Here is a 21,146-nt window from a genome sequence, read left to right as displayed (position 1 = left end):
AAACCTCTTCCTACCGTTTTCCCAAGGGACGTGGGTCGCTTAGGATATGTTTCAATGGTTGCCCAAGGCTGAATTATTGTAGCTTCTCCGGCGTCTCTCCAGTGGCGATCGCCGCCTGGGGTTCCTTAAAGACCAAACGTAAAAATGGCGGTGCAATAAATGTCGTCAAGATGACCATCATAATAATTGCCGCTTCCGTCGATTCCGAGAGGGCGCCACTGGCCGAACCAACCCCTGCAAACACAAGGCCCACTTCGCCCCGGGGAATCATGCCTACCCCAATCGCCAACTTATTTAACTGGTCTTGGCCGAAAACGGTAAAGCCCGTAATGACCTTACCGACAATTGCGACCACGATCAAAAAGGCCGCAATAATTAATCCCTCACGGTTTGCGGGGACAGCTGGGTTGAGGACACTGAGATCTGTTTTTGCACCGACGCAAACAAAAAAGATGGGGACAAACAAATCCGCCACCGGCAGCACCTGTTCTTCTAATTCACCCCGTTTATCCGTTTCCGCCAGAATCAGTCCAGCCGCAAAGGCCCCAAGAATCGCCTCCAGTTGGATTACCGTCGCAATGTAGGACAGCACAAAAGCAAAAACAACGGATACAGTTAACAGTTGGCCTCTGGTTTTCATCCCATCCACCAAACTGACAAATAAAGGACTCAGGAGACGACCGACAATAATCGCACCAATGAGAAACGCCCCAGCACTCACAATGAGCCAGATAGTGCTGACAACCTGCACTTCTCCTGTTTTCGCCAAGCTTGCAACCACAGCGAGGACAATAATGCCGAGGACATCATCGAGCACAGCCGCCCCAATAATAATTTGTCCTTCCTTGGTGGTCAGTTGACCCAATTCTGCTAGCACCTTCGCGGTAATCCCGATACTGGTTGCCGTGAGGGCTGCCCCCGCAAAAATCGCTGGCACTGTACTGAGATGGAATAAAAAGACTAAACCTGCTGTCCCTGCAGCAAAAGGTGCCACAACCCCCACCACGGCGACAATGGCGGCTTGGGGGCCAACTTTAATCAATTCTTGTAGATCCGATTCAAGACCAATTTCAAACAGAAGGATAATGACCCCTAGTTCTGCGAGGACAGAAATCACTTCGCTTTGGGTGGCAAACACTGCCGGGGCTGCTTCAGGACTTAAACCGGCTGTATTTTGCAGAAATTGCATCAGTAGTGATTGGGACGCTTCGATGCCCCCTTCTGGAAAGACCAGTAAACTCAGGGCAGATACGCCCACCAATACTCCGCCGACTAATTCGCCCAGCACTGGGGGGAGGTTGATGCGGGAACACAGCTCTCCGCCCACTTTACTCGCAAAGTAGATGACCACAAGGCTCAGTAGCACCGCAGCCAGAATCATGGAAGGTTCCGCTGCTTCACTGGCGGGGGGCGCATTGAGAAGGAACGATTGAAAATACGGCATGAATTTTTGATTACAAGGTAACGACAAGCGTAGGGACCAAAGTTGTCCGGGGAGGTTTGGCTTCGGTCAAAAAACGGGGCAGAATAACCAGAGGCTTCCTGGTCGCGTTTTACCAGATTAATGTAACAAACCCCTGGATCATTAAAGGGTTTATTCTTGACGGATTTATCAGCAACTTTTCGTTTTGGGACAATAATTAGAAGGTGTTTGCCCTGGAAATTGCCATGTCAGAACCGTTATTTTTAGTTGCGAATCTATTATGCCGAACGCCGACTGCTGTTCATTCGGTCAAGGCGATCGCCCCCCAAACCTGTGTCCAAAGGGCAAGCAATCCAACGGCTACCAACCTTTGGGCAACGGCGACACCACAATATTTAGCGAGCCCTCGCTTTCGTTCCGGGGCGCAACTCTATGCTTTTCGTCTCAATGCTTTATTACGGGGACAGATCCAAACCGCCCTTAAGGCAGGGGCAAGTACCCGGCTATGGACAAATGGCGCGCCCCAACCCACCTATCAGCAGTGGCAACAGCTCTTGAGCCAAGAAGTGTACTTGGCGGCCCAATATCAAGGGCGGCAGTCCCTCGGCATTTTGTTGGGGGATTCCCTGAGCCTCTGGTTTCCCAATGACCTTTTACCGGCTTCTAAAATTTGGCTGAACCAAGGGATTTCAGGTGAAAATACGAGTCAAATCCTGGCGCGCCTTGGAACGCTTCATGGCCTCCAAGCAGACACGATTTATCTCATGGCCGGAGTCAATGATCTCAAGCAGGGAGTTTCTGAGACGGCGGTACTGAATAATCTGCGGGCAATTATTCGTCAATTGCGCTGCCAACATCCTGAGTCAGTGATCGTCGTGCAGTCCCTTTTACCCACGAATCACGGTTATTTACGCAAAGACCGGGCCATTCGTATTAATCAACAACTCCAGGCGATCGCCTCCCAAGAAGGGGTCAATTACCTCAATCTTTATCCTTTATTCACCGACGCTAATGGTGGACTCCGGTCGGAACTAACCACAGATGGCCTCCACTTGAGCGATGCTGGCTATGCCCAATGGCAGGGGGCTTTACAACGCCTAGAAGATTGTTTGACCCAATGATTTTTAGGAGTTAAACCCGATAAGATTCCGAGCATCACCCCTAGATTTTTTTAGGCAATTTGGCGGGAAGCCAATTTTTCCAAGTGGAGTTGGGATTCATGGAGCAACTGATGCCGACCATCCTGGGGATGTTCTAGGGAAGGCACGAGATTCTTGGCCTGGAGTGCCATATGGAGCTGCAGTTGGGCCACGTATTCACCCATCTCTTCTGCCCAGGGATTGACTTGATTCTTTGTAGAGTAAATAGCAGTCATTGCTTTCACAGTTGTTCGAAAACATTTCAAGTTCGCTGGCTATGAGGTTACCATGCCCAGGAGAAACAACGGACGCCCTCCAGAGAACTGCAATATTTCTCAATGGGGAACCCGCAGAGTCTGTTATAAATCTTGATGTTTTGTCGGCTTTTGATCCTAGGAAGCCGCCGCAATCTCCGTTTCGAGTAGTTCCCGGAAGCGAATTTCATCTTTATGGGGATCGGCTTGGCTTACTTTTACTTCCAGGCGATCGCCTAAGGCAACGGCCCGTTCAAAGCGATGGGGAAGTTCTAGGCCCAGTTCTTCCAGGAGGATAATGCCTAACTTTTCATCTTCCCGGAGCCAGCGTAGGACTAACCCTTGCCACACTTGATCCGCATTACGACGTAAATATTCGAGGCTCCAATAGCGGTTGGTTTGGCGCTCTACATGGACAGCTTCCTGACTGGAAGTAACAACGCTGTAGAGAATTTCCTTGAGTTCATCCACCGAGAAAGGCAGTTCATCCCCCCGCAGATGGGCCTTAATTTGGAAATGGGCCAACAGGTCAGTGTAACGACGAATGGGGGATGTGACTTGAATATAGGAATCTAACCCCAAACTGGCATGGCGTACAGGATTGGTGCCCATTTCACTGCGGGGCATACAACGCCGTACCGCACAGGCGCGCACAGGCCCAGCGGGTAATAATAACAGTTCCTCTTGGGGGGGCAGTTCTGGTTGGGGTTGTCCCCGGAAAGGCAGCGGTAAACTATGGGTCCGTCCATAATGGCCTGCCACTTCGCCAGCGAGGATCATCATTTCAGCAACCAGTTCCCGGGACATGGAGGCATGGAGAACTTCGATAAAAATGTTTTCGTCCTGCACCTTAATGGAGGCTTCTGGCATCTTAATACTGATGGAGCCTTGGGCATCCCGCCACTTTCGGCGTTTGTGGGCAAAATCCGCAAGAAGAGCGATTTCTGATTCGGCCTGGATCCGCAGATGGAGCATTTCGTCCACATCGTCATAGGTGAGGCGATAGGTGGGCTTGACCCAACTGGGGGTGATTTCATAATCGGCGATCGCCCCATTTTCTGTGAGCAAAACCCCAAAACTGAGGGCGGCACAGACCTGACCTTGGCGTAAGCTCATCGGCCCCGTCGCCAGCTCTTCCGGGAACATGGAGATCATCCCCGTGGGTAAATAGAGGCTGGTACTACGACGTCGGGCTTCTAGATCGAGTTCATCTCCAGGGCTCAATAGTCGTGTGGGATCCGCGATGTGAATCCAAACTTTATGGCAACCGCTTTCTAGGGTTTCGATACTGAGGCCATCGTCAATTTCTGAGGTACTCTCATCGTCAATGGTGTAGGTCTTGAGATGGGTTAAATCGATACGGTTCCCCTCATCGGTATCACCGGGCGAGGCTGACAGGCGGGCATGGGACACATCGAGTACCTTCTGAGAAAATTTTCTGGGGTAACCGCTCCGGAGGAGAGCAAGATTTTCGTGGGAACTCCACCAGCCAAGGGAGACCAAGAGGCGGAAAGCCTGTTCTGTCGTGGGCGATCGCCCCAGCATTTCGAGGAGGTCGTGGGCGGCTCTGGCTGACTGCTCCGGGTAGAGGACAAATTTTTCTAGGCTTTCGAAACGTTGCCGATCACTGTCTTCCCAGGTTACTGTTTCTCCGGCGATCGCCTGGTTAACCCGCTGTAAAAATTCTGTTTTTTCACGTTCTTTCTGAGCTTCAACTTCTAGCTGATGCTGAATTTCGCGAACCTGCGCCTCTGCACGGGGTTCATAGTAATCCCCTTTGCGTTTGAAGAAAATCTTATCTTCCGCCAGCATCAGATGACAGGCATAACATTGCTGGGGCGTTTTGGCCGAAAACAAAAGTTGCGCGAGGGATTCTGGGGTTGCCGGTTCCGAGGCTTCGACAAGAAACTCCCAGGCGACGGCCAGATTGTCGGGATCAACTAATGCCTGACTCTCTGTGAAAAAGCTGGGGATCTCAGTTGGATCGTAGGGGGAACCCGCCACGGTATATTCAACCCTTTGGGGACGCAGCTTATGGGATTGCCCCCGTCCATCGATTACGATCCAATCTTTTTTTCCTTCAGGACGCTCAGCGACAGCAAGTACTCGTTCTCCCTGTAGCCGAAACTCAATCAGTTGTCCTTTTTCCACCAGCTTTGTTGCCTAACGCGACTATACAAGAGCAATCCTAAACTCAACACCTAGAATTGCTTGGCATCACTTTAGCCTTCTTTGTTGATGAAGGGCAACAGGGCCAGCATCCGTGCCCGCTTAATGGCGGTATTAACATCCCGTTGTTGACGCGCTGTTAAGCCGGTGATCCGACGGGGTAAAATTTTGCCGCGCTCGGTGATGAATTTGCGGAGGAGTTCGACATCTTTGTAATCGATCGGCTGGCTAGGAGGAATCGGAGAAAGACGTTTACGGTAGTAGGCCATGGTTAATAAATAACGTTAAAAAATAAAAAATTTGTCGATAAAATTTCAGTGGTAAAGGAATTACCTACTTAATTTCTTTGTGGACAGTGTGCGCGTTGCAGTGGGGGCAGAATTTTTTGATTTCGAGCCGCCCGGTGGTGTTCCGACGGTTTTTGCTAGTGGTATAGCGGGAAACGCCATTGGAGCGCTTGTTGGTATTGGTGCGACATTCGGTGCATTCCACGGTGATGGTAATGCGGACGCCTTTTTTGCTTGCCATAATTTTTTACTAGATTAGCGGTTGTGGATCGCTAAGGTTTACACACAAATTTCTATTTTTGCATATTTTGTCTTAGCTCGGCAAGGATTTGTTTGAGACGTAAATCTAGGGAAAAACCGCGCTGGGTTTGGATCATATAGGTTTCGGCGATGCGATCGTGGAAGGCTTGGTTGAATTCTTCGTCGGCGATCGCCACGCCACAGGAGGCCAACAGGGGAGAGATTAACAAAATCAAAGAAATGCCGTTCCCCATCAGAAAAAAACTTTGGATCCCATACATGGCAAGCATGGCGGCAAACCCTAAAATGCCTTCTCGTTTGCTGAGGTTGATAATTTCTGGCACTCGGTAACGGATGTCGATGACTTTGATATCAAAGGCCCAACTACCCAGGCTTTGACCCTGGTTACGGCTGACGAGAAAGACCCGCAGGCCAAACCAGACGACGAGAAAAACCAACCACTGTAGGGTTAAACCCCCTAAGCCACTGACAATCCAAGCGACGATAAAATCCACAAAAAAAGCCCAAAAGCGTCTGTCTAGGGGGACTTTTGGGAAACGGCGGACGGGACGGTAATCTTCTTCGTCATACATAGGCGGGGAAATCGGGCAAAGACGGATTGCTTTTATTGTAGAGGGTCAGGGAAACGGGGATGCGGCCTATCGAGGGAGTTGTTGCGATCGCCAACCCTGGGGATTTTTTTCGAGCGATCGCCAGGTTTTTCCTTCCGGTTGCCGTTGGAGATAAACCTCAAAGGGATTGCGGCGACGATTTTCTGTGCGCTGGGAAGGAAAATTCAGTACCACATCATAGGTGCCCTGGAGGTGATAAACCGGCAGTGCCTGGAGAAAAAAAGAATCGAGCTTTTTGACCTGGATATTTTTCAGTTCCAAGTTGGGCGGCGGCGCATTAATGGTCTGGCTCAGTTGTTGGTAATGGCTTTTGAGTTTGGTGGCGATCGCCCGTTGGATCACCTCACCGTCCGGGGCAAATTCCCGGGGAGCCTCCGTCCCAGTACAACCCCAAAGATTGAGTAAAATGACACCGAAAATGACAAGCTGCCCCAGACGTTTCCACAAGGGCCTTACTTTTTGGAAGATTGGTAACCCTGGCGCATGGTTCGTCGCCGCACCAAGGAAAACTTTATCTGTACACTGGGGAAATGTCACAATAGCAATTGTTGCAGAATAATTTTCATCTTATCTGTTAAGTCCTATGCTGCTTAAATCCACGACCCGCCACGTCCGCATCTACACTGCCGAAATTCAGAAAAATGAATTAATCCCCAGTGAAACCGTGCTCACCTTGGATGTCGATCCAGATAACGAATTCGTTTGGCCCGAAGAAAGTCTCCAGAAAGTCTATCGCCAGTTCGATGCCCTCGTGGAAAGTAACAGCGGCGAGGATTTGACCGAATACAACCTGCGGCGGATCGGCTCCGACCTAGAAGCCTTTATCCGTGACCTCCTCCAAAAAGGTGAACTCCGCTATAACCTCGACTCACGGGTAATGAACTTCAGCATGGGCTTACCCCAAATGGATCACCCCGATAGCCAAGGCGCTTACCTCCAGTAAGGTTTAGTCTAGACTTAAAATTCACACAAGAAAAACCCGCAGTCTTTGATGAAATTCCCCTCGGAAAAACAAAAGAAACTGCGGGCGATCGCCCCAAAAAATTCAGCAGAAAATCTTGTGAAATTGTAAGCTCTATCCCTAATGAGAATGGGAATGAATAGAGCTGAGTTGACCCCGAATAGCACCGTTCGGGAACTGGGGATTATGAACATTGATATAAAAATCGCTGGGATTCTCTAAAATACGTTGCACAATTCCGGTTTCACCCGTGGGAAATTTCCCTTCTTCCCCTTCTGTCAGGCAGTCCGCAGCATTGCCATCCTCTGGGCCAGCTAAAACTGCGACCACTGGGCCATTTTCATTCATTGCGCCTTCGTGAATATGGGCCGCCATCCCAGAGCCGACGGGAACGAGTTGGATCCCAGTGAGCGTCATCGAATAACAAAGGGTAGTCGGATCATTATCAATGCCAAAAACGTAGGCATGGCCTTCACCATTGGCATCACCGACAAGCATTTCCATCTTGCCGTCTTCTGGCACCTCTGCGCTACCATCCATCATCGTGTGCAAAATAGTATTGGTATGGCCGGCGAGGGCAACCGAGGGAACCATTGCACTAAGGGCGAGGACGAGATAACTACAAGCGCGTCTTAGGCGTTTTGTTTGACTTTTCATCGGAACTCCTGATTGAAATTGAGATAGCTTTGCAAAAAACAGCGATCAGAACTAGCTATTGATCGTTGTACTATCTCAGCGGAAATAAAGCTTGAATTTGGACGTCAAAGCTCACTTTTTCCGCATTTTGGCGCAGATATTTGGATTTTTAAATTGTTTTGTGAAACAATCAGCCAGGAAATGTTTCTTTGATCCTGCTGACATCAGCAAACTGTCCCATTCTAAGTATTTTTAACTACTGTAAATTGCCTAATTTGCCTCCGGCGATCGCCTAAAGATTGTGAGCTTTGCCGCAAAAAAAAGCCGCCCCAAATTATAGATGCGGCAGCTCCTTGGGATTAGTTGGCGTTTGTCAAGATAAACCCAAACTTAATTGAATCGCTTTGGTCATCGGCTACGGTTAACCGAAAGTCGAACCATTCCAGCCCCACATACTGCCTTTGGCATCGGCAAACTCAATGTAGATACGGTTTTTGGCAACACCAAGACTCTGGTGAATTTCATTACAGAAGTCTTCACTCATGGTGCGGGTGCGATCGCCCATGGTGCCCACACTTTTGATCTCCACATAACAAGCCGGATCAATCGACCCGCCAAAGGTCATGGGAATCCCGGCCTCAAAAGCGGTCATCACATAGGATTCTGGCTTGCCGAGGTGCGCCGCGAGTTTGCGGGACAAATTGAGCAAAAGGGCTTCTACATCCCCCTGGGAAGCGGGCGGTAAAGATGTTTGAACTTTAATCAGAGGCATCGTTTTAAATCAGGAAAATTTTGTTAAAAGACTAGGTCGGTTTTCGGCAAAATAGAGCCTTACTTTTAGCCGCCGTAACTCCAACCCGTGCTCTCTAGGTCAAGAATTTTGCCTTCCCGGTGTACGCCAGCGCCGATCACTTCGCCCACAAAGACCGTGTGATCGCCCTGTTCAACGGCCCCGACCACTTTACATTCCACATAACCAAGGGAATCTTTAATCACGGGGCAGCCAGTTTCGGCCCCTTCGTAAAATTCCACATCTTCAAATTTGTTGCCGACCCGACGTTTGGGTTTGAAGAAATTGGCGGCCATATCTTTCTGGGAGTCGTCGAGGAAACTCAGGGAAAAGACGCCGGTTTTTTTGAGCATGGCGTGGGAACCAGAATCGGAGCGGACACAATTGACCACGAGGGGGGGCTTAAAGGAACCTTGCATCACCCAACTGGCAGTAAAGCCATTCATCTCATCACCATCCCGCACACCGCAGATATATAATGCGTGGGGAATGTGGAGGAGCATTGTTTTTTTGGCCTGTTCGTCTAGCATTTTTTAACTTCTCCTGTAGGGGTTTGTTGTCACAACCATTGTTAATCATCTTTGCTGATCATGCTGCAACCTCATCCTGATCCTGCTGCGCGTGTCGTCCGTTGTGGGGTTATCACTGTCAGCGATACGCGATCGCCAGAAACAGATAAAAGCGGCCAGTTAATTCAAGCATTACTCACCGCCGCAGGCCATGAAATCGGGGATTATGAGGTGATTAAAGATGATCCAGAGGCGATCGCCCACCGTTTAGAGCACCTCGCCCACGCGAATTTGGAAGCCTTAATTTTCAATGGCGGCACCGGTATCGCCCACCGGGACAACACCTACGATATGCTAGCCAAACATTTAGAAAAAACCTTGCCGGGGTTTGGGGAAATTTTCCGGGCCTTGAGTTACGAGGAAATTGGCTCTCGGGCGATCGCCTCCCGGGCAGTGGCAGGCACCTATCGGGGGATGATTTTATTTTCCCTACCCGGATCGACTGGGGCGGCGCGATTAGCCATGGAAAAACTCATTTTGCCGGAACTGCGCCATTTAGTCAGCCAACTGCAACCCGCCGCCCCGCAGGTTTAAGATGTAGACAATTTATTGCTTGGAATTTTTTTGACGCGCTATGGTACGCCGACGTTCTCAACCCTGGATCCATCAGTGGTCCCGCCCTATTATCGGGGCGATCGCCATCATTGGCTTTTTGCTCACCAGTTACCTGACGATCTCCAAACTGTTCGGGGCAGAGGTGGCCTGTGGTACAGAAGCAGCAGCGAGCTGTAGTGATGTACTCTCTAGTCCCTACGCCTTTGTCTTTGGCTTGCCCTTGTCACTGTTTGGGGCGATCGCCTATCTCGCCATGGCCGGTTTTTCCCTAGTGCCCCTGGCGATTAATCCCGAAGACAACAAAAAACTGCGGAACAAATACGAAGATTGGACATGGCTCTTTCTCCTCATTGGTGCCACCGCCATGAGCCTGTTTAGTGCCTACCTGATGTACATTCTCTTTGCGAAAATTGGCGGCGTTTGTCTCTACTGCATTACCTCGGCCACCTTTGCCGCGAGTTTTCTGCTGTTAACCCTCTTTGGTCGCTTTTGGGACGATTGGGGTGAAGTATTCCTGACGATTTTTGTGGTGGCGATCATTACCGCCCTCGGCACCCTCGGTTTATACAACAGCATTGAACGCGATATTCAAGGTAGCGTCCCGGTGCTCAATGACCAGGGCCAAGAAATTATTACCCAAGTCCCCAACCGCGCCCCCGAACCGCCCACAGGCTGGGAAATCACCACCACCTCTGGCCCCGCAGAAATTGCCCTAGCCGAACACCTCACAGAAATTGGGGCGAAAGAATATGGCGCTTACTGGTGTCCCCACTGCTACGACCAAAAACAGTTGTTCGGAAAAGAAGCCTTTGCCAAAGTACCCTACATTGAATGCGCCCCCGAAGGAGAAAATGGCCAGCCTGATGTTTGTGCCGCCGCTGGGCTAGAAGGATTCCCCACCTGGGAGATTAATGGGGAACGTTATGCTGGCACCCAATCGCTGCAACGCCTGGCAGAGCTTTCTGGCTACCAGGGTTCCACTGATTTTAAATATGCCTTGCCCCGTTAAGGAGTGAGTGCATTACCCATCGGCTTTTACATCCCTAAAATGCACTACCTGATCTGTCAAGGTCAGGTTTTTTTGTCAACGATTGGGCTAAAACTTGCCAAAAATTTTCCTGAAAGGCCCAGGGAAAGATCGTGCTAATCTGCTAGGGGAAAGCTGAAACCAGCGTTTCTAAATCTTGTGAAGCATCTTACGGGCGATCGCCATGGCTTCTGTGCGAAATTGGTGGATTTTTCGATCCTTAGGCCAGCACAGCTTAAACAATAACTATTTATTAATCGAAGCCTGCCTCATTGGTGTCATCTCCGGTTTGGCGGCCCTTTTCCTCAAACAAGGCATTGGTTTCGTGGGGGGATATCGGGTCATCCTGAGTCGTCAATACGGCGCCTGGTTAATCCTGCCTCTATTTGGGGTGGTTTGCGGCTGGTTGGCGGGCTATCTCCTAGAGACCTTTGCCCCAGAAGCCAAGGGGGGCGGCGTCCCCCAGGTCAAGGTTGTCCTGGCCCAATTTCCCCTGCCGCTAAATTGGAAAGTGGCCTTGGCTAAATCCATTGGCACGATTTTGGTTCTAGGTGGTGGACTGACCCTCGGACGGCGCGGCCCCAGTGTCCATATCGGTGCGGCTCTCGCAGCTCAACTCAGTCAATGGCTGCCGACAACCCCAAACCACCGACGACAGATGATTGCAGCCGGAGCAGCGGCGGGTTTAGCGGCGGGATTTAATACCCCCATTGCTGGGGTACTGTTCGTGGTCGAAGAACTGATGCGGGACATGTCAGGGCTGACTTTAGAAACAGCAATTGTTGCTTCCTTTACGGGCGCGGTGGTCTCCCGCTGGTTTGGCACTTCGGATCTGAATTTGCCCGCAGAGCTATTAAACGCGGCGAATCAAAGTAATTTTTATCTGGCAGAAATCCCCTGGTATTTGCTGTTGGGGGGCTTGGCAGGGGTTTTGGGGGCTTTATTCAATCGCGGTATCTTAACGGTTTTGGGGTTTAATCGTCGTCTCCGTTTGAGTTTGGGGGTGCGGATGGCGATCGCCGGAGCGATTTCGGGCACGGTGGTCGCGTTTTTGCCGCCTTTTTTCCGGGACAATGCGGGGCTACGGGATTTTTTGCTTACGGGGGATGCGGGCTGGCAGGTAATTGCGATCGCCTTTGTCGCCCATTTTTTCCTAAGCTTGATTGCCTATGGCTCCGGCGCACCGGGGGGACTATTTGCACCGACCCTCGTTTTAGGCACGGCCCTCGGTTATTTGGTGGGTACCTGTGCCGAGATCTTTGTGCCAGAGGCGACCCAATATACCTACGCCCTTGCGGGGATGGGGGCCTTCTTTACGGGGGTAGCGCGGGTGCCGGTGACTGCGATTGTAATTGTCTTTGAGCTGACAACAGATTTTAATTTAGTCCTCCCCTTAATGCTGGCTTCGGTGACAGCGCTCATCGTGGCCGAAAGCATTTTTAAAGGTTCGATCTACGAATATCTCCTGGAGGCCAGCGGCATTCACCTAGAGGAGGAAAAAAATCCCCAGGTGTTAACGGATCTCACCGCCGCTCAGGTGATGCAACCGGAAGTAGAAACCCTGGAAAGCCACCTCAACTTAAAGGATTTAGTCCCCATCCTGTCTGAATCGCCCCACCGGGGTTTTCCGGTTTTAAAACAAGGCAAGCTCGTCGGCATTGTCACCCAAGGGGATCTGGCCCAAATGGCGGCCCAGGGAAAGAATTTAACGGTGGCCCAGGTGATGCAACGCAAGGTGATTACGGTCTCTCCCCGGGCTTCCCTTAGTGATGTTTTGTACCTGCTCAATCGTTATCAAATTTCCCGCCTACCTGTCGTCGATAATGATCAGCTCCAGGGCATTATCACCCGGTCAGATATTATTCGCGCCGAAGCCCAGGAACTCCTTGGGAAAAGTCACCATGCGGTACAGCGCACGCCGTCCTATTGCGTTTATCAAACCCACACCAGCGACAATTACAAGCGCAAACTCTGGGTGGCGATCGCCAATCCCAATACCGCCGAAGCCCTCATCACCTTCGCGGCGGCCATTGCCAAGGAAAAAAATGCCATGGTCTATTGCCTGAATGTGGTGCAGGTGGCAGCAACCTATCCCCTCACCGATGCCCACATGAATACCTATCCAGAACGGCATCTGATGGAAAAACTGGAACGCCTTGGGGAGACATTGGGGATCTCAATCCACACCCAGGTGATCCTCGCCTACGATGTGGCCGGGGCCATTCTCCAGGAAATTTCGAGCAAAGATCAGGGATTAATCTTGGGTTGGCAAGGCGATCGCCACCCAGGGGGGCAACTCTTCGGGAGTGTAATGGAATATCTCGTGAAAAAAGTGCCCTGCGATGTGATTTTGGTGAAAACGAGCCACGCCCATCCCCTCCAGTTTAAGGCTCAACCAGGCAAGATCCGCGCCCTCGTTCCCATTGCGGGTGGCCCCAACGCCGAACGCGCCCAGGAATTCATCCCGGCACTATTGCACCTGTCCCCAGAGGTGGTGCGCTATTCCCTGCCGTCCCAAATTTGCCTCTGTCAGGTCTATCAACCCCAACAACGCCCCCAACATTTTCCGCTGCTCGTCAAGGCCAAGCGAGGCTTGGATCCCCTGGTCGAAATTCCCATTATTCCCCTACCTATTCGCTCGTCCCACATTGCTGACAGTTTAATCCGCTTAATCAAAGAAGAAACCTACGATCTGGTGATTCTGGGAGCTAGCCGAGAAAGCTTATTCCAAAAGGCGCTCCATGGAAATATTCCGGAGGCGATCGCCAAGGGGACAAACCGCACAGTGGTAATTATTCGGGGGGCCTTAGACATCACTGACCCCGAATGATCTTTCATTTTCTCGATCTACAACAGGCCAATCGTTAGGCGATCGCTTCCTTGAGGGACTCACAAAATTCTTTGACTGCCGCTAAACCTTCGGCGGGCGTTCCAGTTGCGAGGCGTTTGACCACCGCACTGCCGACGATGACGCCATCCGCGCCCCATTCTTTTAGCTGTCTTGCCTGGGCTGGATCCGAAACCCCGAAACCAACCCCGATGGGCTTATCGGTCACTTGACGTAACTTCGGCAACAGTTCCCCGACACGGCTGGCCACAGAGGTTCTCGCCCCCGTGACCCCTGTCACACTCACGAGGTAAATGAAACCCTGGGAGGCTTTGGCGATCGCCTCGATCCGTTCCGTTGGACTGGTGGGCGCGACCAATAAAATCAAATCAAGACCATGGCTCGTTGCCGCATCTAGTACCATCTGGGATTCCTCTAGGGGCAGATCCGGGATCACCAAACCTTTGACTCCCGCCGCTGCCACTTGGGCCATAAAAGCATCAATGCCCCGATAAAAAATCGGATTGTAATAGGTGAATAAAATAATCGGTGCTGTTAATTGCCCATGGACTCGTTGCACGATCGCTAAAACTTGCTCAAGGGTGACGCCCCGGCTCAAGGCCCTGGTTGCCGCCGCTTGGATTGTCGGCCCATCGGCGAGGGGATCAGAATAGGGGACGCCGAGTTCAATAAAATCAGCCCCGGCTGCGTCTAAAATTTTGAGGGCCTGTTCTGTCGTTTCTAAATCTGGGTCACCCGCTGTAATGAAGGGAATCAGCGCACATTGGCCCGCCTGCTTGAGGGATCGGAAACGTTCAGAAACAGAGGTCATGATTTTGTTCGATAAAAACACACAAGGGGTTATTGTACGTCCCCAACTCCCCCTTCGGTAAAGATTGCCGTTACTTTTTTGGCGAAGTTTGATCTTCCGTTGCTTCGAGTTCTGCCTGGAGTTGGGCTAATTCTTCGGGGCTCATCTCATCTAAGCGCCGCTGCAGGGCTGCTTCTTCGTAATCTCGCCGCTGTTGATGAAAGGTCATATTGCGGGTTCCTACCCGAAACAGATAGGTTCCCACCCAGACAAACACCACAATTACCAGCAACGCCTGGGACCAGATCCCTGCATCTAAACTTTCGAGGCCCGCAACTTTGAGGCCACCATAGAGCAGCCCACCAACGATGAAAATACCGAAACTGATGGCCAAGATATCAATGCGTCGCATGGTTTTAGGGGGAGAAGTTGGCAAGGATGGGAGAATTCATTTGGCAAAGCCTTAGACTTCGCGACGACGGGGGCGGAAATTCAGGAAAGGGCTTAGGAGTAGCATCCCAGGGAACAAAAAGAAAACGAAGAAATACATCACAAGTCGCTCGATGGAACTGGCGACATACCAACGGTTATTGAGATAAAAATAGAGACCAGCAGGCAAAACAAGCAGATAGGTCACGCTGAGGCTGAGATAGAGGGTGGCAACAAGGAGGGTTTCAACGGGAATATCAAAGGGCATGGGTTTGTTGTGGTGATGATTTGCTTGGGGATTATTTTATCCTAGTGCCCCAAGGGTCAAGCAAGGTGTGGTGATTTGAGAAATTATTTTTGTCTATGGCAAGGATAACGAGAAGCTTTACCTTGAGGGATTTTTTCCGATACATTGCAGCTAGGCTAAATCCATCAGGGGAGTTTTAACATTGCAGGATCAGGTCGCAAAATCACCCAGAGCGCCTTGGAAGACTGGGTTAGTTTTATTGGGGTTGTGGCTGGGAATTAATCTCGGCGATCGCCTGTGGTTGAATCTGGATAATACGGTGCCAGCCTGGGATCAATCGAATCACCTTACAGGCAGTTTAAATTTTGTCGAAAATATCCGCCACTTTCCTGGCTGGCAGGAGTTTTGGCAGGTCTCAACGAAATATCCGCCGTTCCCCTACATTCTTGCGGCCCCTTTTCAAATGCTTTTTGGACAGGGAAATGATCAGGCTTTGTTAATGAATCTCTTGTTAACAGGAGTGCTGATTTGGGCCGTTTTTAGCCTGGGAAAACGACTGTTTAACCCAAATGTAGGTTGTTACGCCGCCGCAATCACCCTGCTGATGCCCCGGATTTTTGTGTTCCGGCTCCATTACATTACCGATTACACCTTGGTGGTGACGACGGTTGCGAGTTTTACTTGTTTAACCCATTGGTATTTCGCTGAAAAAAGAAACGTTCAATGGGGTTGGGCGATCGCCTTTGGTTTTTGCCTAGGGCTGGCCATGCTGACTAAACAGAGTTGTCTATTTTTTCTCTTTGTCCCTCTCTGTTGGGCGCTTGTCATCAACTTTAGAAATAAGCAGTGGGAAAAGTTGCTGCAACTTGTAGTTAGCGGCATGACCTCTTTCCCTGTCTGGTTAGGCTGGTATAGCACGAACTTTATTTACATTTTTAGCCTCTTTGAAGTCGTTAATGACATTGCCCCTGCCGCCGAAGGCGATCCCAAATTAAATACCCTTGCCGCTTGGATCTATTACTGGAAAGATCTCCCCAGTGCGGTTTCTTGGGTTCTCTTGTTGCCACCCATTGTGGGGGTGATTCTGCATCTGGCCAAAAAACTGCCTTCTCGCAAGACTGTTTATGCTCTGCCTGAAAAAGAAAGTTTGATTTGGCTTGGCATTTATTTTGGGGCGTCTTATCTGATTTTTTCTGGTTTCTATAACAAAGATACCCGCTATATCATGCCCTATCTACCAATTGTGGCGGTTTTCTTAGGGTATGGCCTGACCCAGTGGCGCGGTAAGTGGCAACCAGTGCGTTGGGGAACCGTGGGTTTAGCTGCAACTGTTTGGCTGATCCAATTGTTTCCTTTGCCAGTCATTGCGGGACTGGTATCAAATCCTAATTATCCAGATCGGCAGACCTATCCCCACCCAGAAATTATTCAGGAAATTATTCAGGAAACTCCAGATTTGAGAAGTAACTTGGGGGTGATCCCTGGGGTGGCGATCGCCAATAATCACACACTTAACTACTATGGTGCTCTACGGGATTTTCAGGTGTATGGGCGGAATTTAGGGAGTACTCCAGAACAGTTGGCTCAAGACAAAGAGTCCTTTGATTGGTTCCTCACGAAAACAGGAGAGGACCCCCACCGCAACGCGGATCAGTTGGCCCTCGCGGCGAGTTTAGATACTGATTCTGAGTTTCTGCTCCAGGGGAGTTGGCCACTGCCGGATCAAGATCAGCTAAAGCTCTATCACCGTCGCCAACCTTTGGTTTCTGTCGAAGCTGCTGATACCACTCAAAGTCCTGTGGCATTAAAAAATGTGGCCGTCGCACCAGAGGCGATCGCCGGCCAGCCTCTTCCGATTACCTACACTTGGTCGGGAAATCGGCAGGATTTAACCAAGGGTATGGCGTTACTCACCTGGTCGAACGGCGAACAGTTTTGGATCCAGGATCATCAGTTGGCCTTCGGGATGCTGCGGGAAGATTCAGAAAATAAAGGCGATCGCCTCGAAATTATTGAACGCACCGCCACTCTACCGCCAGCAGATTTACCAGCGGGCCGTTACACTTTGGCGGTTCAGTATCTCGATCCGGCTACTGGGGAAGCTCGCCCCTTGAACCAACCGACAGTCACTGTAGGAATTTTGTCGGCCACAGGTGAAGCCTTAACACCAACGCAATTAGTGGCCTTAGATTGGCTGACCCAATTGCGGAAAATTGCGCCCCAACTTGGTGGAGGCATTGCGGGTTTAGAGCCATTATTTGCCCACGTGGAGCGGCTCAATCAGTACGATCCAGTCCAGGATTATTTACAGCAAGTGGAAGATAGCCTTGCCTATCGCCTCACACAAACGCCAGCCAACGCAACAAACCGTCCCCAACTGCGGGATTGGTACTGGGCCAAAATCCTTGCCCATGCTCTCCAAGAGGAATCTCAGGCCACCATCGAGACCCTGACCGAACTGCAAACACTGACCCCAGATGATCCCTGGGTGAATGCTTACATTGCTTTTGTGCATCTGTACCGTTGGGAACCCAGACAGGCGGAATTGGCCATTACGCCAGTTTTAGACAAGCTAGGGGATGTCCCAGAAATTCAGGCGATCGCCGGGGTGGCGGCGCTCCTCCAGGGGAAACTCTTCAAAGCCTGGTCAGTGGTGCAAACCCTCAAGGCCCAGGGCGTTTTGTAATCCATTTTCACTGGTTTTCGGGACGCAAAATAGCAGTGTGATACCTTGGGGAAAGATTTTGCGTTGGAACACGATAACCATGGCCGCACAAGTGGGACAATTGGCACCGGACTTTACCGCTACCGCCGTCATTGATCAAGAGTTCAAAACCATTAAGTTGTCCGACTATCGGGGGCAATATGTGGTGTTGTTTTTCTACCCGCTCGATTTCACTTTTGTCTGTCCAACAGAAGTAGGAGCCTTTAGCGATCGCCACGGGGAATTTCAAAAACTCAATACAGAAGTATTGGGTGTTTCTGTAGATAGTGAATTTGCACATTTAGCCTGGATCCAAACAGACCGCAAAATGGGTGGCGTGGGCGATTTAGCCTTTCCCCTGGTGTCTGATTTAAACAAAACCATTAGCACGGCCTACGGCGTCCTCGAACCGGAAGCGGGGATCGCTCTCCGGGGACTTTTTATCATTGACCCGGAAGGAATGATCCAACACATCACCGTGAATAATTTTTCCTTTGGCCGCAGCCTTGACGAAACCCTGCGGGTACTCCAAGCGATTCAGCACGTCCAGACTAATCACAATGAAGTTTGTCCCGTCGATTGGCAAGTGGGCGATCGCACTATGGTGCCAAACCCAAGCGAAGCCCAGGCTTATTTCTCGACCCTCTAGGGAAAAACTGCCGGATTGACCGCAAGAAAGGCTAAAGTGTGAAGGCACTTTGAAAGCGAACTTAGCACCATGCACCAAGGCGATCTGATTGAACTCTCCATCCATGACCTTAATAGCCAGGGGGCTGGGGTCGGTCGCCATGGGGATCAAGTTGTGTTTGTGCCGGATACGGTGCCAGGCGATCGCCTCCAGGTGCGGATCGTCCGTCTCAAGCGACAATACGCCATCGGTCAACTGCAAAAAGTTTTAAAACCAGCCCCAGAACGGCGGCGTCCCCCCTGCATCGTGGCGGACAAATGCGGTGGTTGTCAGTGGCTCCAGGTAGAAGATTCTCTACAACAGCAGGTCAAAACCAACGAAATTCAACAGGCCCTCCAGCGCATTGGTGGTTTCCAGGATCTCGACATTCAGCCAATCCTGAGTGGTGACGGGCCATTGAGTTATCGCAATAAGGCCACTTATCCCCTGGGTCGTTCCAGCAGTATGGGCAATGTGCAAGCCGGGTATTACCGCAAAGGCAGCCACCAACTGATCAACCTCAACCAATGCCCAGTACAGGATTCGCGCCTCAATCCCCTCCTGGAAAATGTCAAAATTGACATCCAAAACCAAGGCTGGTCGATCTACAACGAAACCAAACACCAGGGCAAATTACGCCACCTCGCCCTCCGCATTGGCCAGCGCACCGGGGAAATGCTGTTGACGCTAATTTCCACCAGTGCTGATCTGGTGAACCTAGAAACCCAAGCTGAAACCTGGCTCGAAGAATATCCCGGTCTCGTGGGAGTTTGTTTGAACGAAAACCCGAAAAAAGGCAACCTTATCTGGGGTGATACCACAAAGGCGATCGCCGGTCGTCCCTACCTCGAAGAAATTTTTGCGGGACTAACCCTCAAGCTCCGGCCTGAAACCTTTTTCCAAGTCAACACCAGCGCCGCCGAAGCCCTCCTTACGGCAATTACTCAACAGCTTACCTTTACGGGCGAAGAAATCCTCGTCGATGCCTACTGTGGTGTGGGAACCTTCACCCTGCCCCTAGCGAAAAAAGTCCAGCAGGCGATCGGCATCGAAGTTCAAGCAAGCTCGATCCAGCAGGCCTGGGAAAATGCCCACCACAACGATATCCATAATGTGGAATTCTACGCTGGCACCGTGGAGTCAATTCTACCTAGTCTGGATGTCACCGCTGATATCGTGCTCCTTGATCCCCCCCGTAAAGGCTGCGATCGCCAAGTGCTCGATGCTCTCCTTCACAGCAAACCCAAGCAAATTGTCTATATCAGTTGTAATCCTGCAACCCTCGCCCGCGACCTCAAACACCTTTGTGCCACCCAACAGTACCAAATTCAGTGGGTGCAGCCCGCCGACTTCTTTCCCCAAACGCCCCATGTCGAATGCGCCGTTCTCTTGAATTTCGTGGAAACCTAAAATTTTTTGTATAATACAAGGCAGAAACCACGACAAGATCGTTCGGGATTCCCTACAGGCAAACAAACTATGTTGTGACCACTACTTTTTGGGTTTATGCCATAAGCTACCCCACTGAGCCCAGTTTTCCCCATTCATCCCTGCGCACATCCCCAAAGGAGCATTAACTGTGATCGCGATTTCATTGCCGCCGCTAAAATCCCATTGGACGACCCTCAGTTTTGCCTCTACCCTCTACTTAGTCCCGATTCTCGACCTTCTCCTAGACCGTATCCCCAGTGACTGGCGCTACGAAGTTCAACTCGGTCTCCAGGAAGCACTAATTAATGCGGCCAAACATGGTAATCGACTAGATCCCAGCAAAAAAGTCATTGTTCACTTCTACATGGGGGCAGAACAATGCTCATGGATTATTACCGATGAGGGTCAAGGCTTTGACCGTCAGGCTCAATGTTGTCAATTAAATGATGATCTCCTCCCCCCTGAAGAAGATGAATGTGGCCGTGGCCTCTGTTTGCTTTATCAAATTTTCGACCAAATTCACTGGAACGCCGCCGGTAATCAATTACGCCTAAGTAAACGCTTCAGTAGCGCCCCGGTGATCTCCCTAGACTCTGCACCGTCAATCCATTAAGCGGCCCCAGAAAGTCCTCAGAATTTTTCCAGATTTCTCTAGTGCAACCACTAGCGCCCCTGTTTTATGGGGCTATTTGACTGTTATCTCTGGCTGGGCCATCACTTCCGTAATTCATCCCTAGCTTGCCGTTGCCGGATTAGTAGAGGAAGGGGGCGTACGACGGCTTGGGAAGGTTTTAGAAGATTCGGATTCGCCCATGGGCACGAATTCAATGTGATTGAGTAGCGTTGTCACAAAGGCAAATAAGAGAAAGGGCAAAGATAAGACAACAACAAGGGCAACGGTGGCCAGGGCATAAACTTGCCGGGTTGCACTCCAAAGGGCGAGGGTAGTCGCAAGACTCAGAAAGATGACAATCAGCCAAACAATAATTTGCCCATAAATATCGCCAAAGGTTAGGGTGCAAACCATGCGGTATTTTTTAATTTCGTTATCCATCATCAATAATTAATTTTTAATTTTTATTTTTGTTTTTAGCCAAAGATGACTGATTGTAGTCAGCATCATGTTCTGGTTGTAAACGATTTATGAGAATGAATGGTCAAAGTTGCAACATCAATTAACAAAGAAAGCAACTAAAAGTTGAGTAAAAACACTTATCTGCAATGGTGTTTTGGCTGAAAATTTCCCGTAAAAAGATAAAGTCCCAGTTGTCGCTAGAAATGTTGCGCTAACCATGACATCAATCAGTAAAATATTAAGATTTGCTTTTATTTTTTCTGCTTTATTTGT

General features: G+C 50.4%; 23 protein-coding genes. 9 read left to right on the top strand and 14 right to left on the bottom strand.

Annotation, left to right across the window (positions count from 1 at the left end):
• Window positions 1-73: 73 nt before the first annotated feature.
• Window positions 74-1,381 carry a cation:proton antiporter gene (locus FEK30_RS06970; protein WP_223209845.1) on the bottom strand — a complete coding sequence of 436 codons (1,308 nt, stop codon included), beginning with the start codon at window positions 1,379-1,381 and terminating at the stop codon, window positions 74-76.
• Between the two features lie 287 nt (window positions 1,382-1,668).
• Here FEK30_RS06970 and FEK30_RS06965 point away from each other — a divergent pair, with 287 nt between their 5' ends.
• Window positions 1,669-2,544 (top strand): GDSL-type esterase/lipase family protein, encoded by an 876-nt coding sequence (locus tag FEK30_RS06965; RefSeq protein ID WP_138072572.1) that lies wholly within the window; start codon window positions 1,669-1,671, stop codon window positions 2,542-2,544.
• Between the two features lie 50 nt (window positions 2,545-2,594).
• On the opposite strand, the gene FEK30_RS06960 is transcribed toward FEK30_RS06965, so the two are convergent.
• The 6 genes from FEK30_RS06960 to FEK30_RS06935 all read right to left on the bottom strand — a co-directional run bounded on the left by FEK30_RS06960 (window position 2,595) and on the right by FEK30_RS06935 (window position 6,681).
• Entirely contained in the window at window positions 2,595-2,798 is a 204-nt protein-coding gene (locus FEK30_RS06960) for a hypothetical protein (protein WP_012306206.1), read from the bottom strand.
• Window positions 2,799-2,954: 156 nt separating this feature from the next.
• Window positions 2,955-4,967 carry a ribonuclease catalytic domain-containing protein gene (locus FEK30_RS06955; protein WP_138072570.1) on the bottom strand — a complete coding sequence of 671 codons (2,013 nt, stop codon included), beginning with the start codon at window positions 4,965-4,967 and terminating at the stop codon, window positions 2,955-2,957.
• 71 nt (window positions 4,968-5,038) lie between these two features.
• The gene (rpsR, locus tag FEK30_RS06950; RefSeq protein WP_012306204.1) at window positions 5,039-5,254 is read right to left on the bottom strand and encodes a 30S ribosomal protein S18; all 216 of its coding nucleotides are present in this window, start codon (window positions 5,252-5,254) and stop codon (window positions 5,039-5,041) included.
• Window positions 5,255-5,318: 64 nt separating this feature from the next.
• Window positions 5,319-5,513: a 50S ribosomal protein L33 gene (gene rpmG / locus FEK30_RS06945; RefSeq protein WP_012306203.1), complete on the bottom strand. Its 195-nt coding sequence runs from the start codon at window positions 5,511-5,513 to the stop codon at window positions 5,319-5,321.
• A gap of 52 nt (window positions 5,514-5,565) precedes the next feature.
• Window positions 5,566-6,105, bottom strand: coding sequence for an RDD family protein (locus tag FEK30_RS06940; RefSeq protein ID WP_012306202.1), 540 nt, complete (start codon window positions 6,103-6,105; stop codon window positions 5,566-5,568).
• Between the two features lie 66 nt (window positions 6,106-6,171).
• Window positions 6,172-6,681 (bottom strand): hypothetical protein, encoded by a 510-nt coding sequence (locus FEK30_RS06935; protein WP_138072568.1) that lies wholly within the window; start codon window positions 6,679-6,681, stop codon window positions 6,172-6,174.
• A gap of 46 nt (window positions 6,682-6,727) precedes the next feature.
• Between FEK30_RS06935 and FEK30_RS06930 the strand changes: the two genes are divergently transcribed.
• The gene (locus FEK30_RS06930) at window positions 6,728-7,087 is read left to right on the top strand and encodes an NAD(P)H-quinone oxidoreductase subunit M (RefSeq protein ID WP_012306200.1); all 360 of its coding nucleotides are present in this window, start codon (window positions 6,728-6,730) and stop codon (window positions 7,085-7,087) included.
• 138 nt (window positions 7,088-7,225) lie between these two features.
• On the opposite strand, the gene FEK30_RS06925 is transcribed toward FEK30_RS06930, so the two are convergent.
• The 3 genes from FEK30_RS06925 to FEK30_RS06915 all read right to left on the bottom strand — a co-directional run bounded on the left by FEK30_RS06925 (window position 7,226) and on the right by FEK30_RS06915 (window position 9,061).
• Entirely contained in the window at window positions 7,226-7,762 is a 537-nt protein-coding gene (locus tag FEK30_RS06925) for a CHRD domain-containing protein (protein ID WP_138072566.1), read from the bottom strand.
• Between the two features lie 400 nt (window positions 7,763-8,162).
• Window positions 8,163-8,513 carry a phenylpyruvate tautomerase MIF-related protein gene (locus FEK30_RS06920; protein WP_065715962.1) on the bottom strand — a complete coding sequence of 117 codons (351 nt, stop codon included), beginning with the start codon at window positions 8,511-8,513 and terminating at the stop codon, window positions 8,163-8,165.
• Between the two features lie 65 nt (window positions 8,514-8,578).
• Window positions 8,579-9,061: a flavin reductase family protein gene (locus FEK30_RS06915; RefSeq protein WP_030005834.1), complete on the bottom strand. Its 483-nt coding sequence runs from the start codon at window positions 9,059-9,061 to the stop codon at window positions 8,579-8,581.
• A gap of 60 nt (window positions 9,062-9,121) precedes the next feature.
• Here FEK30_RS06915 and FEK30_RS06910 point away from each other — a divergent pair, with 60 nt between their 5' ends.
• The 3 genes from FEK30_RS06910 to FEK30_RS06900 all read left to right on the top strand — a co-directional run bounded on the left by FEK30_RS06910 (window position 9,122) and on the right by FEK30_RS06900 (window position 13,512).
• On the top strand, window positions 9,122-9,634 hold the full coding sequence (locus FEK30_RS06910) for a MogA/MoaB family molybdenum cofactor biosynthesis protein (RefSeq protein WP_138072564.1): 513 nt from the start codon (window positions 9,122-9,124) through the stop codon (window positions 9,632-9,634).
• A gap of 40 nt (window positions 9,635-9,674) precedes the next feature.
• Window positions 9,675-10,664, top strand: a complete 990-nt coding sequence (locus FEK30_RS06905) for a vitamin K epoxide reductase family protein (protein ID WP_138072562.1) — start codon at window positions 9,675-9,677, stop codon at window positions 10,662-10,664.
• Window positions 10,665-10,866: 202 nt separating this feature from the next.
• Window positions 10,867-13,512, top strand: a complete 2,646-nt coding sequence (locus FEK30_RS06900; RefSeq protein WP_138072560.1) for a chloride channel protein — start codon at window positions 10,867-10,869, stop codon at window positions 13,510-13,512.
• Between the two features lie 34 nt (window positions 13,513-13,546).
• Here the strand turns inward: FEK30_RS06900 and trpA are convergent, their stop codons facing one another.
• The 3 genes from trpA to ndhL form a co-directional block, all read right to left on the bottom strand.
• On the bottom strand, window positions 13,547-14,341 hold the full coding sequence (gene trpA, locus FEK30_RS06895; protein ID WP_012306193.1) for a tryptophan synthase subunit alpha: 795 nt from the start codon (window positions 14,339-14,341) through the stop codon (window positions 13,547-13,549).
• A gap of 70 nt (window positions 14,342-14,411) precedes the next feature.
• Window positions 14,412-14,732: a DUF3007 family protein gene (locus FEK30_RS06890; RefSeq protein WP_030005830.1), complete on the bottom strand. Its 321-nt coding sequence runs from the start codon at window positions 14,730-14,732 to the stop codon at window positions 14,412-14,414.
• A 51-nt stretch (window positions 14,733-14,783) separates the two neighbouring features.
• Window positions 14,784-15,017 carry an NAD(P)H-quinone oxidoreductase subunit L gene (gene ndhL / locus FEK30_RS06885; protein ID WP_030005829.1) on the bottom strand — a complete coding sequence of 78 codons (234 nt, stop codon included), beginning with the start codon at window positions 15,015-15,017 and terminating at the stop codon, window positions 14,784-14,786.
• 181 nt (window positions 15,018-15,198) lie between these two features.
• Here ndhL and FEK30_RS06880 point away from each other — a divergent pair, with 181 nt between their 5' ends.
• From FEK30_RS06880 to FEK30_RS06865, 4 genes are all read left to right on the top strand, one after another.
• On the top strand, window positions 15,199-17,682 hold the full coding sequence (locus tag FEK30_RS06880; protein ID WP_138072551.1) for an ArnT family glycosyltransferase: 2,484 nt from the start codon (window positions 15,199-15,201) through the stop codon (window positions 17,680-17,682).
• Between the two features lie 79 nt (window positions 17,683-17,761).
• Window positions 17,762-18,349: a peroxiredoxin gene (locus tag FEK30_RS06875; protein WP_030005827.1), complete on the top strand. Its 588-nt coding sequence runs from the start codon at window positions 17,762-17,764 to the stop codon at window positions 18,347-18,349.
• A 69-nt stretch (window positions 18,350-18,418) separates the two neighbouring features.
• Window positions 18,419-19,777: a 23S rRNA (uracil(1939)-C(5))-methyltransferase RlmD gene (gene rlmD / locus FEK30_RS06870; protein ID WP_138072545.1), complete on the top strand. Its 1,359-nt coding sequence runs from the start codon at window positions 18,419-18,421 to the stop codon at window positions 19,775-19,777.
• A gap of 169 nt (window positions 19,778-19,946) precedes the next feature.
• Window positions 19,947-20,411: an ATP-binding protein gene (locus FEK30_RS06865; protein WP_012306187.1), complete on the top strand. Its 465-nt coding sequence runs from the start codon at window positions 19,947-19,949 to the stop codon at window positions 20,409-20,411.
• Window positions 20,412-20,531: 120 nt separating this feature from the next.
• Here the strand turns inward: FEK30_RS06865 and FEK30_RS06860 are convergent, their stop codons facing one another.
• Window positions 20,532-20,852: a hypothetical protein gene (locus FEK30_RS06860; RefSeq protein WP_012306186.1), complete on the bottom strand. Its 321-nt coding sequence runs from the start codon at window positions 20,850-20,852 to the stop codon at window positions 20,532-20,534.
• Window positions 20,853-21,146: the final 294 nt, after the last annotated feature.

The sequence above is a fragment of the Picosynechococcus sp. PCC 11901 genome, from assembly GCF_005577135.1.
Taxonomy (GTDB): Bacteria; Cyanobacteriota; Cyanobacteriia; order Cyanobacteriales; family MRBY01; genus MRBY01.
Note: the sequence above shows the minus strand (reverse complement) of the source record. Positions and strands in the feature narration are given on the sequence as shown.

Bases quoted from the DNA above. Each gene is read 5' to 3' on its own strand.
- FEK30_RS06970 (WP_223209845.1), bottom strand. From the start codon at position 1,381: ATGATTCTGGCTGCGGTGCTACTGAGCCTTGTGGTCATCTACTTTGCG.
- FEK30_RS06965 (WP_138072572.1), top strand. From the start codon at position 1,669: ATGTCAGAACCGTTATTTTTAGTTGCGAATCTATTATGCCGAACGCCG.
- FEK30_RS06960 (WP_012306206.1), bottom strand. From the start codon at position 2,798: ATGACTGCTATTTACTCTACAAAGAATCAAGTCAATCCCTGGGCAGAA.
- rpsR (WP_012306204.1), bottom strand. From the start codon at position 5,254: ATGGCCTACTACCGTAAACGTCTTTCTCCGATTCCTCCTAGCCAGCCG.
- rpmG (WP_012306203.1), bottom strand. From the start codon at position 5,513: ATGGCAAGCAAAAAAGGCGTCCGCATTACCATCACCGTGGAATGCACC.
- FEK30_RS06940 (WP_012306202.1), bottom strand. From the start codon at position 6,105: ATGTATGACGAAGAAGATTACCGTCCCGTCCGCCGTTTCCCAAAAGTC.
- FEK30_RS06930 (WP_012306200.1), top strand. From the start codon at position 6,728: ATGCTGCTTAAATCCACGACCCGCCACGTCCGCATCTACACTGCCGAA.
- FEK30_RS06925 (WP_138072566.1), bottom strand. From the start codon at position 7,762: ATGAAAAGTCAAACAAAACGCCTAAGACGCGCTTGTAGTTATCTCGTC.
- FEK30_RS06920 (WP_065715962.1), bottom strand. From the start codon at position 8,513: ATGCCTCTGATTAAAGTTCAAACATCTTTACCGCCCGCTTCCCAGGGG.
- FEK30_RS06915 (WP_030005834.1), bottom strand. From the start codon at position 9,061: ATGCTAGACGAACAGGCCAAAAAAACAATGCTCCTCCACATTCCCCAC.
- FEK30_RS06910 (WP_138072564.1), top strand. From the start codon at position 9,122: ATGCTGCAACCTCATCCTGATCCTGCTGCGCGTGTCGTCCGTTGTGGG.
- FEK30_RS06905 (WP_138072562.1), top strand. From the start codon at position 9,675: ATGGTACGCCGACGTTCTCAACCCTGGATCCATCAGTGGTCCCGCCCT.
- FEK30_RS06900 (WP_138072560.1), top strand. From the start codon at position 10,867: ATGGCTTCTGTGCGAAATTGGTGGATTTTTCGATCCTTAGGCCAGCAC.
- trpA (WP_012306193.1), bottom strand. From the start codon at position 14,341: ATGACCTCTGTTTCTGAACGTTTCCGATCCCTCAAGCAGGCGGGCCAA.
- FEK30_RS06890 (WP_030005830.1), bottom strand. From the start codon at position 14,732: ATGCGACGCATTGATATCTTGGCCATCAGTTTCGGTATTTTCATCGTT.
- ndhL (WP_030005829.1), bottom strand. From the start codon at position 15,017: ATGCCCTTTGATATTCCCGTTGAAACCCTCCTTGTTGCCACCCTCTAT.
- FEK30_RS06875 (WP_030005827.1), top strand. From the start codon at position 17,762: ATGGCCGCACAAGTGGGACAATTGGCACCGGACTTTACCGCTACCGCC.
- rlmD (WP_138072545.1), top strand. From the start codon at position 18,419: ATGCACCAAGGCGATCTGATTGAACTCTCCATCCATGACCTTAATAGC.
- FEK30_RS06860 (WP_012306186.1), bottom strand. From the start codon at position 20,852: ATGGATAACGAAATTAAAAAATACCGCATGGTTTGCACCCTAACCTTT.